Source organism: Flagellimonas flava, assembly GCF_900129665.1.
GTDB classification, from domain to species: domain Bacteria; phylum Bacteroidota; class Bacteroidia; order Flavobacteriales; family Flavobacteriaceae; genus Flagellimonas; species Flagellimonas flava.
The window spans coordinates 48,964-62,763 of record NZ_FQWL01000006.1 but is presented as its reverse complement, the minus strand read 5'-3'; the positions used below and the strand labels follow the sequence as shown (position 1 = coordinate 62,763).

16 protein-coding genes are annotated in these 13,800 nt (G+C 41.9%); 10 read left to right on the top strand and 6 right to left on the bottom strand.

Going from position 1 to position 13,800, the window contains the following annotated elements:
• Positions 1-51 precede the first annotated feature (51 nt).
• The 3 genes from BUC10_RS15030 (at position 52) to BUC10_RS15020 (ending at position 2,695) form a co-directional block, all read left to right on the top strand.
• Complete coding sequence (locus BUC10_RS15030; protein WP_073181293.1) at positions 52-1,479, top strand: amidohydrolase; 1,428 nt, start codon at positions 52-54, stop codon at positions 1,477-1,479.
• Between the two features lie 69 nt (positions 1,480-1,548).
• Positions 1,549-2,043, top strand: coding sequence for an RNA polymerase sigma factor (locus BUC10_RS15025; protein WP_073181122.1), 495 nt, complete (start codon positions 1,549-1,551; stop codon positions 2,041-2,043).
• Between the two features lie 7 nt (positions 2,044-2,050).
• Positions 2,051-2,695, top strand: coding sequence for a hypothetical protein (locus BUC10_RS15020; protein ID WP_073181291.1), 645 nt, complete (start codon positions 2,051-2,053; stop codon positions 2,693-2,695).
• On the opposite strand, the gene BUC10_RS15015 is transcribed toward BUC10_RS15020, so the two are convergent.
• Together BUC10_RS15015 and BUC10_RS15010 are read right to left on the bottom strand one after the other, a co-directional pair.
• On the bottom strand, positions 2,692-3,504 hold the full coding sequence (locus BUC10_RS15015) for a lysophospholipid acyltransferase family protein (protein ID WP_073181121.1): 813 nt from the start codon (positions 3,502-3,504) through the stop codon (positions 2,692-2,694). The two genes, BUC10_RS15020 and BUC10_RS15015, sit on opposite strands and share 4 nt — an antisense overlap.
• Before the next feature lie 36 nt (positions 3,505-3,540).
• Positions 3,541-4,053, bottom strand: a complete 513-nt coding sequence (locus tag BUC10_RS15010) for an NUDIX hydrolase (RefSeq protein WP_313786075.1) — start codon at positions 4,051-4,053, stop codon at positions 3,541-3,543.
• A 127-nt stretch (positions 4,054-4,180) separates the two neighbouring features.
• Between BUC10_RS15010 and BUC10_RS15005 the strand changes: the two genes are divergently transcribed.
• A complete protein-coding gene (locus tag BUC10_RS15005) occupies positions 4,181-4,903 on the top strand; it encodes a peptidylprolyl isomerase (RefSeq protein ID WP_073181119.1) in 723 nt (240 codons plus the stop codon).
• Here the strand turns inward: BUC10_RS15005 and BUC10_RS15000 are convergent, their stop codons facing one another.
• Both BUC10_RS15000 and BUC10_RS14995 read right to left on the bottom strand, forming a co-directional pair.
• Complete coding sequence (locus BUC10_RS15000; protein ID WP_073181118.1) at positions 4,904-5,515, bottom strand: trimeric intracellular cation channel family protein; 612 nt, start codon at positions 5,513-5,515, stop codon at positions 4,904-4,906.
• Between the two features lie 2 nt (positions 5,516-5,517).
• Positions 5,518-6,234 carry an RDD family protein gene (locus BUC10_RS14995; RefSeq protein ID WP_073181117.1) on the bottom strand — a complete coding sequence of 239 codons (717 nt, stop codon included), beginning with the start codon at positions 6,232-6,234 and terminating at the stop codon, positions 5,518-5,520.
• Between the two features lie 35 nt (positions 6,235-6,269).
• On the opposite strand from BUC10_RS14995, the gene BUC10_RS14990 reads away from it, so the two are divergent.
• Genes BUC10_RS14990 through BUC10_RS14965 form a run of 6 tightly spaced genes read left to right on the top strand, consistent with a single transcriptional unit; the run spans position 6,270 to position 12,349 of the window.
• Entirely contained in the window at positions 6,270-7,241 is a 972-nt protein-coding gene (locus BUC10_RS14990; RefSeq protein ID WP_073181116.1) for a stage II sporulation protein M, read from the top strand.
• On the top strand, positions 7,225-8,094 hold the full coding sequence (locus tag BUC10_RS14985) for a hypothetical protein (RefSeq protein WP_073181115.1): 870 nt from the start codon (positions 7,225-7,227) through the stop codon (positions 8,092-8,094). Before BUC10_RS14990 ends, BUC10_RS14985 begins: the two co-directional genes overlap by 17 nt.
• Before the next feature lie 6 nt (positions 8,095-8,100).
• Complete coding sequence (locus tag BUC10_RS14980; RefSeq protein ID WP_073181114.1) at positions 8,101-8,835, top strand: DUF4129 domain-containing protein; 735 nt, start codon at positions 8,101-8,103, stop codon at positions 8,833-8,835.
• Positions 8,828-10,042 carry a DUF4350 domain-containing protein gene (locus BUC10_RS14975; RefSeq protein WP_073181289.1) on the top strand — a complete coding sequence of 405 codons (1,215 nt, stop codon included), beginning with the start codon at positions 8,828-8,830 and terminating at the stop codon, positions 10,040-10,042. The genes BUC10_RS14980 and BUC10_RS14975 overlap by 8 nt, the downstream gene beginning before the upstream one ends.
• Positions 10,032-11,015 carry an AAA family ATPase gene (locus tag BUC10_RS14970; RefSeq protein ID WP_073181113.1) on the top strand — a complete coding sequence of 328 codons (984 nt, stop codon included), beginning with the start codon at positions 10,032-10,034 and terminating at the stop codon, positions 11,013-11,015. Before BUC10_RS14975 ends, BUC10_RS14970 begins: the two co-directional genes overlap by 11 nt.
• Positions 11,016-11,017: 2 nt before the next feature.
• Complete coding sequence (locus BUC10_RS14965; protein ID WP_073181112.1) at positions 11,018-12,349, top strand: DUF58 domain-containing protein; 1,332 nt, start codon at positions 11,018-11,020, stop codon at positions 12,347-12,349.
• Here BUC10_RS14965 and BUC10_RS14960 read toward each other — a convergent pair.
• Both BUC10_RS14960 and BUC10_RS14955 read right to left on the bottom strand, forming a co-directional pair.
• Positions 12,341-12,820 (bottom strand): YfiM family lipoprotein, encoded by a 480-nt coding sequence (locus tag BUC10_RS14960; protein ID WP_073181111.1) that lies wholly within the window; start codon positions 12,818-12,820, stop codon positions 12,341-12,343. The genes BUC10_RS14965 and BUC10_RS14960 overlap by 9 nt on opposite strands.
• 23 nt (positions 12,821-12,843) lie before the next feature.
• On the bottom strand, positions 12,844-13,800 hold the full coding sequence (locus tag BUC10_RS14955; RefSeq protein WP_073181110.1) for an NAD(P)H-dependent flavin oxidoreductase: 957 nt from the start codon (positions 13,798-13,800) through the stop codon (positions 12,844-12,846).

Genomic DNA, 13,800 nt, shown 5'->3' with positions numbered 1-13,800 from the left:
GAAGATGGGTTTTTTACTATCTTTAATTCTTGACTAATGAAACAACACCTAATGAAAAAACTTGTCTTTCTAGGCCTTAGTGCCCTGCTCTGCATGCAGCCGTCCAATTCCCAAGAAACCAGGGAGGATTTACTAAAAACTTTGGACTCTAAATCTGAAACCTATGGTGCTATTGCCCAAGAAATATGGGAACTTGCCGAAATGGGCTATTTGGAGCACAAAAGCTCGGCACTTTTACAAAAAACATTGGCCGATGAAGGTTTTAGCATCAAAAAAGGAGTAGCTGGAATCCCAACCGCCTTCATTGCTGAATACGGCTCAGGTTCGCCGGTCATTGCCATTTTGGGGGAATATGATGCCCTTCCGGGATTATCCCAACAAGCAGTGGCAGAAAAAAAATCCGCGAATAAGGCTGCGGGACATGCCTGTGGTCATCATCTTTTTGGTACCGCTTCCACGGCCGCTGCCATAGCAGCCAAAAGTTGGTTAAAGAAAAACAACGGTAAAGGCACTATACGTTTTTATGGGTGTCCGGCCGAAGAAGGTGGATCAGGTAAGGTCTATATGGTCCGTGAGGGGTTGTTCAATGATGTGGATGTGGCTTTACATTGGCATCCAGGTTCCCAAAATGCGGCCAGTGCCGGAGCTGCTTTGGCCAATAAATCTGCAAAATTTAGGTTTCATGGAACCTCAGCTCATGCTGCGGGGGCACCCGAACGTGGGAGGTCTGCTTTGGATGGCGTGGAAGCCATGAACGTAATGGTGAACATGATGCGGGAGCATATTCCTCAAGAGGCGCGTATCCACTATGTCATCACAGATGGTGGAAAGGCACCAAATGTGGTACCTAATTTTGCAGAAGTGTACTATTATGCCCGTCACAACCGCAGGGATGTTGTAATTGATATCTTTGACCGAATAGTAAAAGCTGGCGAGGGAGCCGCTTTAGGCACGGGCACTACCATGGATTATGAAATGATAGGGGGCACCCATGAATTACTTCCTAATTTGACTCTGCAAAAAATAATGCATTCCAACCTTTCCAAGGTTGGCGGGGTGAGTTATTCTGATGACGAAGAGGTGTTTGCGGAAAAAATCTCCAAAAGTCTTGGTTACGAAAATCTCGATGTTAATCGTGCAATTTCCGTTCAGCCCTATAAAGAAGAGGCAAGGGCCTACGGTTCCACCGATGTAGGTGATGTAAGTTTTACGGTTCCCACCGTCGGTATGAGTTCAGCAACTTGGGTACCTGGAACCCCGGCACATAGCTGGCAGGCCGTGGCAGCTGGTGGCACTTCCATCGGAAACAAGGGAATGATGGTGGCTGCCAAGGCGCTAACGCTTACGGCTGTAGATCTTTTTGAAAATCCCGGTATTGTTACCAAGGCCAAAGCAGAATTGGAAGAGAGGCGTGGGAAAGACTTCAAGTATATTCCGTTGCTAGGAGATCGCCCACCAGCCTTGGACTATCGCAAATAAGGGAAAAGCCAATTAAAACTGTAACAAAAGTTGCTTTGTAAACACATATAGAGCAAACAACCAACCTTTGTGAATTCGGAACTGGAACATCGCTTTGTGACGGAACTTGAGAACAATCAGAACATTGTTCACAAGGTGTGCACCCTATACACCAATGATAGGGATTCGCACAATGACCTTTTCCAGGAAATCACGATCCAGTTATGGAAGGCCTATCCCAAGTTTAGGGGAGATGCCAAATTCAGTACCTGGATGTACAGAGTGGCCTTGAACACAGCTATAACTCTATACCGAAAGTCGAAGAGACGTGTTCAGACGCAAGATTATGATTCCGTAATCTTTAAGATTAAAGCCGACGAATATGATGATACCCAAGAACGTCAACTAAAACTGATGTACAAAGCTGTAAAGCAATTGGGCGATATTGATAAAGCCCTGGTCTTTTTATATCTGGAGGATAAGGACTACAGCGAAATTGCCGAAACCTTAGGTATCACAGAAGTTAACGCCAGGGTGAAGATGAACAGAGTAAAGAACAAGCTAAGAACCATATTAAATCCTTGACCCTATGATGGATGAATTGGAACTCTTGAAAAAAGATTGGCAGAAAAAGGGGGAGCATCTTCCTAAACTGTCCTATGACGAAATCTATAAAATGATCTGGAAGAAATCATCTTCCATCGTAAAATGGATTTTTTATATCAGCATCATCGAATTTATAATTCCCCACTTGTTATATCTTATACCATCCCTGCGAAACAGTCCGGATGTATATGCCGATCTGGGGCTCACCAAAATAGTGCTGGGTGTAAGTATTGTTCAGTATCCTATTATTTTTTATTTCATCTATCAGTTCTATAAACGATATCGGGAGATCTCAGTTCTTGATAGTGCAAAACAACTTACCAGCAACATTTTACGCACTCGAAAAACGGTAAAGCATTATGTGATTTTTTCACTTTCCATGGTGTTGTTGACCTTCGGAATGTTGGTTGTGGGTATCTATTTTAGTGATAATGTCGTGGAGACATTAGACCTTAGGGGTAGCCTTGGCGACATGCCCCAAGAAAAGGTAAAGTGGGTTGTAATGGCCATTTTTGCTGTATTGGGTGTTGTATTTACCTTTATTTTCGGAGGAATTTATTTTTTGCTTTATGGTCTGCTTACGCGTAAACTGAGAAAGAATTATAGGGAACTTCAAAAACTGGAAGTTTAATCCCCTTTGTAACTGTACCTTCTTTTCTGATGGTCGGCCTCATAGGCTGCCAATTCCGCTTCGGAAATTACTTTTAAGAAAGAAGGATGTTGCTCAATGGCGTATTCCAGCTTTTCAATAATGGAATCAATGGATTCATTTTCGTAATCAATTTCCAAGGGTGCCTTTATTTGCATGGATTGCAGAATGCCCTTCTTCTTTACCCGCAATCCCTTTTTATCGAACGAACGTCTAAAACCATCAATTACCACAGGAACCACTACTGGTTTGTATCTTTTAATGATATGCGCGGTTCCCTTGCGCAAAGGCTTCCAAGGTGTTGTGGTACCCTGTGGGAAGGTAATCACCCAGCCGTCATCCAAGGCCTTTGCGATATTGCTGATGTCGCTGAATTTTACCTGACGATTCACATTCTGTCCATCAGCCCGCCAAGTACGTTCAATACTTATGGAGCCTGCATACGCCAAAATTTTGGTCAATAGGCTTTTTTTCATCGTTTCCTTAGCCGCAACATAATAGATGTTCAACTTGGGATTCCAGAGGTAAGTAAGATTTTTGATACTGTCCTCCCTCCCGCTTAAACTGGCATTGAAGACATGGAACATGGCGACCACATCAGCAAAGTAAGTCTGATGGTTGCTAACAAAAAGAACGTTGGTTTCAGGCAAGTCCCGAATAATTTGGGAACCTTCAATTTCCAAAGTATTGAATCCCTTGTAACGCTGATGGGTCATCATTCCTGCAATGCGGATTAACCATCGCTTTAGAAATAAGATATGACCGAAAGGATTTTCTTTGAATAGACCCATGTATCACCTGTTCTGGGCTAATTTACAAAATAGCGGCTAAAGCACTTGCTCCAGGAGCTCCTTGATTTCGGCCATCATCATGGCAGTAGCTCCCCAAACGGTATAACCGTTTAGTTTATAAGCGGGTACACTAATGTTTTTTGCGTAGGAAGTACTTAAAGTTTCTTCGATATGATTGGAATCGTCCAAAAAATCGTACAATTTTACCTCAACCAAAGCCTCCACCTCGCTCTGCTGAATTACGAATGGGTCCGGTTCGGCATATAATCCCATAAACGGCTGTACCATAAAATTGCTCGGAGGAATGTAAACCTCACTTAGTTCCCGAATTACCTCAACAGCTTGAGGTTGCACACCGACTTCCTCATGGGTCTCCCGAAGTGCCGTTTCCATAAGGTTTTTATCCGCTTTCTCCACTTTTCCCCCAGGGAATCCTATCTGGTTGGAATGCACCCCGTTATACGTTTTGCGCAAAATCAACAACATTTTGGTCAACTGTTCCGCATCAGGATAAAACAAAGCCATAACACCGGCCTTTTTTGGATTCATTTGTGCAATTCTATTTGACTCCAGCCACTGTTTGCGTAGTAAAGGCGACATTTTGTGGTGGGAATCCGTCCCGGGAAGAGGTAGATTTTTTATTTTTAGAGCTTGTTGATAAAATTCTTTAAAATCCATGTTGCTAAGACCATCGGCTTTAACTACAAGTATACTACTATTTTTTCTCCTCTCTTGCGGTGAAACTCCCAAAAAAGACACCCAAAAAGTTGGGCCTAAAGCAACCCAAAAGGATTCTACTGATACTTCAACAACAGTCATAGAGGAAGAGCAAGAAGAAGAAGAGCAGGCATTTGTGCTCAATGAAGAAAATGCCATTGATTTCTTTTTTAATTATGCCAAGGAAGTCAAAGAAAACAGAGTCAGACTCACCACAAGTATGGGCAGCTTTACTGTGGAGCTCTATGATAACGTGCCTTACCACAAGGCCAATTTTATCTATTTGAGTCGCAAAGGGTATTTTGACAATACCCAATTTCACAGAATAGTCAAGAACTTTATTATTCAGGGCGGGAACTCGGATGACAAGGAGACATCCAAAAAACGACGATTGATTGGCAGGTATTTGCTTCCACCGGATACCCGCAAAGGCCATAAGCACCATCGAGGTACGATTTCCATGCCAAGTAGTGAGCGTGACAATCCCCACAAATTGGCTTCACCCTATGAGTTTTTTATTGTTGTGACCAAACCAGGATCATACCATCTTGATGGTTCCTACACCCCATTTGGGCGTGTTGTGCAAGGCATGGATGTAGTGGATGCCATTAATAATGTTCCCGTAGGTGATGGGGATTGGCCTTGGCAAAATGTTTACATTCTGAAGGCCGAAGTGCTCTAATCAATCCTCGTTCCTATAAATATTGGGGAGGCTGATTCCGAATCTGACCGCAACCAAACGCAACGTTATCACCACAAGAATTGCGGCTATATACGCATAGCTTTCCTGAATGGGAAATTGGGTGAACAAAAAATAGCTGGCTCCACCAAGGATGCAGGCAGTGGCGTAAATCTCCTTTCTAAAGATAACAGGAATTTCGTTGCACAAAATATCCCGGATGACTCCACCAAAACTTGCAGTCATGGTCCCCAAGGCTATACACATAATGGGCGAAAGCTCGGCTTGAAGTCCTTTTTCCAATCCCACCATGGTATACAGGCCAATTCCTATGGTATCAAATAAGAAAAGGGAACGTCTAAGGTATTTCAACTGATTCACAAATAATATCCCAAACACCACTGTGATCAGAATAGTAAAAACATAGGTAAGGTCACGCATCCAAACCACAGGTGTGTTTCCGATAAGCAGGTCCCGTAAAGTACCCCCACCAATGGCCGTTACAAAGGCAATGATAAGCACACCGAACAAATCCAACTTTTTCTCCATGGCGACAAGCACACCAGAAATGGCAAAGGCAACCGTCCCTAAAATATCAATGGCTTGATAAAACATAACTACATTTTTTGTGTGTAGTAGTTGTAGTCTTTAATGACCACATCCACAAAGTCCATGGGCTGGAGGGTCGACTGGATGCCGGTCACTTCCTTGATCTTTTTGTCCAATGAAATAATGATATTGTGATCTCCATTGAGTCTAGATTTGTCGTATAACTCCTTAATGGTCTGCATTTCACTATCCTTAAAAACAGTTACCTGCGGAAATTGGGGGTTGAAGTCTTCGGGCAATTCCCGTAACAGCGTATCTTTTAGAGAAACCCTCTTTTTTTCACTGATTACCGTTGTGCCGGCCGCAATATCACCCAAGCGCTGGCCTTTTCCCCGTATCAAAATCGTCAATACAGCACCACCCCCGGAAGTCAGGGCCACATCAATGATTCGAAGCACCCATCGAACAAAATAATTGGCGAAGTTGGGTTTGGAACCATCCAATTTTACAACTCTCAAAGACATAAGCCCTTTTCCGATGGTCTTCCCATCAGAAAAAGTTTCGAAAAGAAGGTAATACAAAAAAGCGGGCAAACTCAATATCAAATAAATTGCCCACTGATCAGCAATGTCCATTTCCAAAGATATAAGTAGGATAAAAATCAAAATCGTGTATACCCCAATCACAAAGCTATCTATAAGATACGCCAACATGCGTTCTCCCAGGTTTGAAGTGTTCTGGGTGATGCTCACATTTTGGGCCGTTTCTATTTGAAATTGATCCATATTTTAGTTTCTTTACTTACAAACCATCAGATTTAATGCGAGAGGCTGCTTTTGTAAAGCAAAATAAGGACAAATGGGTCGCTTTTGAAAATGTCCTGAACAATACGGGCCAACTCCAACCTGATGAACTTTCCGACCTATATATCGAAATCACGGACCATCTGAGCTACGCCAAAACGTTTTACCCAAAAAGTAATACAGAATTCTATCTAAATACCCTTGCCTCCCAAGCGCATCAAAAAATCTATAAAACAAAACGGGAATCCAAGAACCGTATTGTCACCTTTTGGAAAACAGAGTTTCCCTCCATGTTCCATAACCATCATAGAGAGCTACTGATTGCTTTTTTGGTTTTTACTTTTTTCTCATTGGTGGGAGCCTTTTCGTCTGCAAATGAAGGGGATTTTGTTCGTTCCATCTTGGGTGATGGCTACGTTAATATGACCTTGGAAAACATTGAAAAAGGTGACCCCATGGCCGTGTACAAGCAGCAAGGGGAGTTCAATATGTTCTTGGGAATTACCATCAACAATATTAAAGTTGCCGTATATGCTTTTGCGTTCGGGATTTTCTTGGGTATAGGCACCTTGTATATAATGCTCCAGAATGGAATCATGCTGGGAAGTTTCCAATATTTTTTTTATGAAAAGGGACTGTTGTGGGAATCTGTACGCACCATTTGGATTCATGGCACCATTGAAATATCGGTAATCATCATTGCAGGCTGCGCAGGATTGGTAATGGCCAATGGCATGCTGTTTCCAGGGACCTATACGCGTTTGGAATCGTTCAAGAGGGGAGTGAAAAACGGATTAAAAATCATGGTAAGCACCGTTCCCTTTTTTATTTTGGCAGGTTTTCTGGAAGGGTTTGTGACAAGGCACACCGAGATGCCCGATTGGCTTGCCGTTTTGATCATAGCCTCCTCCTTGTACCTCATCATATTTTACTATATTCTTTATCCTAACCAATTAAAACGAAAAGCAAAACATGCAACCATACATTGAATTTAAAAAACAAAGGGAATTGGGCGAAATCCTGTCGGATGCGTTTGGATTTATCCGAAACCAATTCAAACCATTTTTTGGTACTATTTTAAAAATTGTTGGGCCTTACCTATTGGTGATGTTGGTATCCCTGGGCTTCTACTATTACTTCATCGGGGATTTGGCCACTTTTAATGTAGAGAGCTCAAACGACCTGTTCAACCCCATTATGATGGTGTTGGTGTTCTTTCTTTTTTTTATCAGTATCATAGCCGCATATGTGATGGCCCAGGCAACAGTACTCTACTACATTAAATCCTATGCAAACAATAACGGAACGACCAACTTTGAGGAAATCAGAAAAAATGTGTACTCCAATTTTTGGAGTTTTATAGGTCTAGGGTTTTTGGTGGGGTTTTCCATTGGGCTTGGTTTCCTGTTTTGTTTTATACCGGGAATCTACCTGTATCCTATTCTGGCACTATCATTCAGTGTTATGGTTTTCAACCAAAAAGGAGTCACTGATGCGTACGGATATAGCTTTACCCTAATCAAGGATAACTGGTGGATTACCTTTGCAACGTTTTTGGTGATAGGCATTATTGTGGGTGTAGCAGGGTATGCTTTCAATATTCCGGCCTATATCTATATGTTTGTAAAGATGGGCACCATGGCCGGAGAAACAGACCCCTTGGCTTTCGGAGGAGGTATTTTTGACCCCATTTATATCATCTTGAACCTTCTGGCTGTCTCGGTTCAGTTCCTGCTCAACATCATTACCTTGGTAGCAAGTGTTCTGATTTACTTCAACCTTAACGAAAAGAAAAATTTTACGGGAACTTACGAGCGTATCGAAGGCTTGGGGAAATCATAAAAGTCCATGCGGAAAATTTGGTTGTTGGGATTACTGCTGTTAATGTGCCTAAAGGGAATTGCCCAAAACGATAGTCTTGTCAAACAGGATAGATCGGACTTTGCTCCTTTGGAAATCAGCAAAGAAGACCTAAGAACCTATCTGGAGGACGATGCCTTCAACTATGAAATCGTAAAAGCCGACAATTCCTGGCTTGACGCACTACAAAATTGGTTTTACAACCTCCTTATTGGCTTTTTTGAATGGCTATTTGGGATGGAGCAAGCCGTGGGGTACTTAGCTGTATTTCTGCGTTTTCTACCCTACATCCTACTGGCAATCTTGCTGTTCCTGATTATAAGGTTTTTTATCAAAGCGAATACCCGGTCGCTGATCTATTCCCAAAAGAATCCAAATTTGGTGGTTTTATCCGAGGAGGAGCGTATTATCAAAACAGAAAACATTCAGGAACTTATACAGGAGGCCCTAGCTCAAAACAACTATAGGTTGGCCATTAGATACTACTATCTTTTTATACTAAAAATGCTTACGGAAAGGGAACTTATTGATTGGCAATTGCAAAAAACCAATGACGATTACATTCGCGAACTCTCCGGAAATGCATTAAAATCTTCCTTCAGTAAGGCCACCTTGCTATACGATTATATTTGGTATGGTGAATTCAATATAGACCAGGAACGATACACAAAAGCTGAAAACGTATTTGTGTCACTTAAAAATGCAATTGGAAGTAATGTTTAGGAAGGGCTGGGTATATATTGTTATAGGTGTGCTAACCGTTGGGCTGATTCTACTGTTGGAATACAATAAGCCCAAAAAAGTCAATTGGTTCCCCTCCTTTGTTACACATCATAAGATTCCTTACGGCACCTACGTACTGAATGATTTGATGCACAATCTTTTTACAAACCAGGTCAATCCTGTAAACAGACCGCCTTTTGAATTTTTGACCCGTTCGGAAAAGATCAGTGGCACTTATTTCTTTGTGAACGACCACGTTTCCTTTGGAGAAACCGAATTACACACCCTTTTGGATTGGGTGGATCAGGGCAATACCTTATTTGTGGCCTCCAATGGTTTTGAACGTCAGTTATTGGATACGCTTAACCTAGAAGAACGGTATATGTTCGCAGGAGGTGAGTTAAAGCCCAAATTCTATCATCATCTGGTTAACCCGAACCTAAACCAGAAAGAAGTTGTCTTCGAAAAAGACTACAATACCATCACCTTCAACAGGGTGGATACCTTAAACACAGTTGTTCTAGGAACCGCAAGAAAACAGTTGGATAGCACGGACGCCATTTCTAAAGGAATCAATGTGATTCAACAACCCTTTGGGGATGGGAAAATTATCTTATCGACCTTTCCAAAAGCATTCACGAACTATTTCATTCTAAAAGACGACCAAAGGGACTATACAGCAGGCTTACTTTCCTATATTGATAGGGAGCAGCAAATTTATATTGACAATCATCACAAATCAGGTAAATCGTTTTACACTTCGCCCATGTACCTGTTTTTAAATACCAAAGAGTTTAAATGGGCCTATTATATGATGCTGATTGGTGCCCTTATTTATGTGATTTTTGAAGGGAAGCGCAAGCAACGGGCAATTCCGGTTTTAATACCATTAAAAAACCAAACTTTGGCATTTACCCGCACCATCGCGGATATGTATTTTGAAAAAGGGGAGCAAAAGCAAATCACCCTGAACAAAATATCTTACTTTCTAGAATATATTCGTTCGCGTCTGAACATGTCCACCCAGGAGTTGGATGAATCCTTCCTAAAAAATTTGGCGATTCGAAGCAACAACGACCTTAACGATGTCAGGGAGCTGTTTAAACTAATAGCACAACTGCAGTCCCAAGAGAAAATTCCGGATAACGGATTAGAAGAACTAAACAAAAAAATAGAAGCATTTAAAGCAAAAGTAGATGGAAAATAATGATTTGAACTTCGACAGTCGAGTTCCCTTAGAGGAATTGAAAAACACGGTTGAGGAGATTAAGCAAGAATTGTCCCGAATAATCGTAGGACAACATAATTTTATCGATTTATTGATTGTTTCCCTGCTGGTCGATGGTCATGCCCTTATTGAAGGAGTTCCGGGAATTGCCAAGACCATAACGGCCAAGCTTTTTGCAAAAACCCTAAAAACGGGATTCAGTAGAATCCAATTTACGCCGGACCTTATGCCCAGTGATATTTTAGGTACCTCCATCTTTAATGTCCAGAACTCGGAATTTGAGTTTAAGAAAGGCCCTATTTTCTCCAATATCATTCTGATTGATGAGATTAACAGGGCCCCAGCCAAAACTCAGGCCGCCCTTTTTGAAACTATGGAGGAGCGTCAGGCAACCATTGATGGCAAGACCTATAAAATGGCGGAACCCTTTGTGGTCCTGGCCACTCAAAACCCTATTGAGCAGGAAGGCACCTATGCCCTCCCCGAGGCCCAATTGGATCGTTTTTTATTCAAAATCAAAATAGATTATCCCACCCTGGAAGAGGAGGTATTGATCATTAAGGGCCATCATGAAAGAAAGGGCGAGAAACCTCAAGATAAAATCAAATCTGTGCTTACCCCAAAAAAGTTAGCAGAGTATAAAAAGAACATCCATGATGTGATTGTGGAGGAAAAAATAATCAGCTATATCGCCAATATCATTACCAACACAAGAAATCATCCCCATTTGTATCTTGGCGCTTCACCAAGGGCATCCATTGCAACACTTTCAGCGGCTAAAGCTTTTGCTGCCATTTCAGGGAGGGATTTCGTTATTCCCGAGGATGTAAAACGAGCATTGGTTCCAGTACTGAACCACAGGGTGATCCTGACACCAGAACGTGAAATGGAGGGTATGACCACAGAAAACGTGGTGCAAATGATAATGGAATCGGTAGAAATTCCGCGCTAAGCATGCAGTTTCTAAAATCGTTTTACATACACAATCATTTTTTTTGGTACGTCGCCATCTTGGCAGCTTCCTTTGTGTTTTCATATTGGTTTCCCCTACTCTATCCTATTAGCTGGATTCTGGTTTTTGTTTTGATAACCCTATTCCTTTTGGATACATATTTCCTTTATGCTCCAACGAATACGATATACGCCAAACGAAATCTTCCACAAAAACTCTCCAATAGCGATTACAATGTTCTAACGGTTAAAGTAACCTCCAAATATGCATTTAGGACCGGGATTGTCGTAATTGATGAACTCCCAGTTCAATTTCAGAAGAGAGATTTCGCCCAACATTTGGCACTTTCCAAAAATGAAAGTCAGACTTTTGATTATTCGGTGAGACCTGTAGAACGCGGAGAATATGTCTTTGGGAACCTGAATGTTTATGTCTCCAGCCCTTTGCAAATTGTAAAAAGACGATTTGTTTTTCAGAAAGACCAAATGGTTCCAGTCTATCCTTCCATCATACAGATGCAACAGTATGATTTTTTGGCCATCAATAATCGACTAAGTGAGTTTGGGTTAAAAAAGATTAGAAGGATTGGCCATACCCAGGAATTTGAACAAATCAAAGAGTATATCAAAGGAGATGATATGCGCACTATTAATTGGAAGGCTACAGCCAAGAAGAATCAATTGATGGTGAACCAATATCAAGACGAAAAATCACAACCCATCTATTCCATTATAGATACCGGGAGGGTAATGAAAATGCCATTTAATGGATTAAAGCTTCTGGACTATGCCATTAACTCCACCTTGGCTTTTTCCAATGTTGCCCTCAAGCGAAACGACAAAACGGGGATGCTGACCTTTTCCAAAAATATAGAGACGTTTGTTCCGGCAGTCCAAAAAATATCACATCTGAATACCATACTGGAAAAACTGTACAATATATCCACTCTGTTCAGTGATTCAGATTTTGGCTTACTTTATGCACAGATTAAACGCAAGGTAAACCAGCGAAGCCTCCTTTTGCTTTATACAAACTTTGAACATGTTTCTGCCCTCCGTAGGCAGCTTCCTTTTTTGCTAGCCATTGCCAAAAAACATGTCCTTGTTGTTATTTTCTTTGAAAACACCGAACTGGAGGAGTTGATTTCCACAGATGCCGAAAATCTTCAGGCGATCTATCATAAAACCATTGCCGAAAAGTTTTCATTGGAGAAAAAACTGATGCAAAAAGAACTGCAACGCTATGGTATCCAGACAATCCTCACTCGGCCGGAAAGTCTTACGATCAACACCATTAATAAGTATTTGGAAATAAAAGCGAAAGGGTTACTCTAATCCTTTAAGCGACTTAGTGGACAGTGTTAATGTAGTCCATGATGGAAGTTGGTGCTCCGGAACCATTACCTTAGAAATCCCAGAATCTACTTGAATCTGGTTCCAATCTAATCGATGGGTCGTTAAACTTCCCATGGGCCTCCTTTTATTTCTTTTTTTGGAGAAGATTTCAATAGTAACTCCTACCGTTACTCCCCCCAAAATGGTGGCTGCCAAATCTTCATTGTCCCATTGGTTTCCCTCTTGACCTTCATCTATCGCCTCCTTTGCCACTCCTACCAGAGCACTCGCTGCTACGGCACCAACAAAAGTCCATACCCTATCACCGTCAGAAGCATGCTTTGCTATTCCAGCACCTGCAAGACCAAAAAGACTGCCACCTAAAAAGTGAAGTGCTTTATCCCTTTCTATTTGTGCATTAAGCTGCGACACAAGAAGAAATAGCACTAACGTGGGGATTAGTGTTCTCATAATGGGATAAATATATAAAATAATCAGCTGTTGCTCCTAAATGCCGCAACTAGTTTTTTGGACTTCTCAAACTCCTTCATCATGTCCTTAAGTATGATTGCGGCGGGCTTAATATCGTGGATGAGGCCAGAAACCTGTCCAATTTCCAATTCGCCTTCGTCCATATCACCTTCGAACATTCCTCTTTTGGCCCTTGCTCGTCCCAATAAAGCTATAAGATCTTCTTTGGAAGCTCCTTTGGCATAGGCTTCTTGGACATTTTTATAGAACTTATTTTTAAGTAAACGCACTGGGGCCAGTTCTTTTAAGGTGAGATGGGTATCTCCCTCCTTGGCTTCAACAATCCGGTGTTTAAAAAGTTCATGTGCCGAACCCTCTTGGCTTGCCGCGAACCGACTTCCAATCTGAACCCCGTCTGCTCCCAAGACCATCGCAGCGAGCATAGCTTGTCCTGTGGCAATTCCTCCCGCAGCTATCAGGGGGATATTGATTTTTTCCTTGACGGACGGTATAAGCACCATGGTGGTGGTCTCATCCCTACCGTTATGGCCTCCGGCCTCGAACCCCTCTGCAACCACAGCGTCCACCCCAGCATCCTGGGCTTTCAAAGCAAATTTCACACTGCTTACCACATGAACCACCGTAATTCCATTTTTCTTTAAAAAGGATGTCCATGTCTTAGGGTTGCCCGCAGAGGTAAAAACAATTTTTACTCCGAGTTCGACAATGCTGTCCATGATGTCCTCAATGTTTGGATAGAGCATCGGCACATTCACGCCAAAAGGTTTATTTGTAGCCTTTTTACATTTAATAATATGCTCTCTCAATACATCCGGATACATACTTCCAGCTCCCAAAAGCCCCAATCCGCCTGCGTTTGAAACTGCTGACGCCAATCGCCAACCACTGGTCCAAATCATTCCTCCCTGAATGATAGGGTATTCTATGCCAAAAAGTTCTGTGATTTTACGTGGATCCAT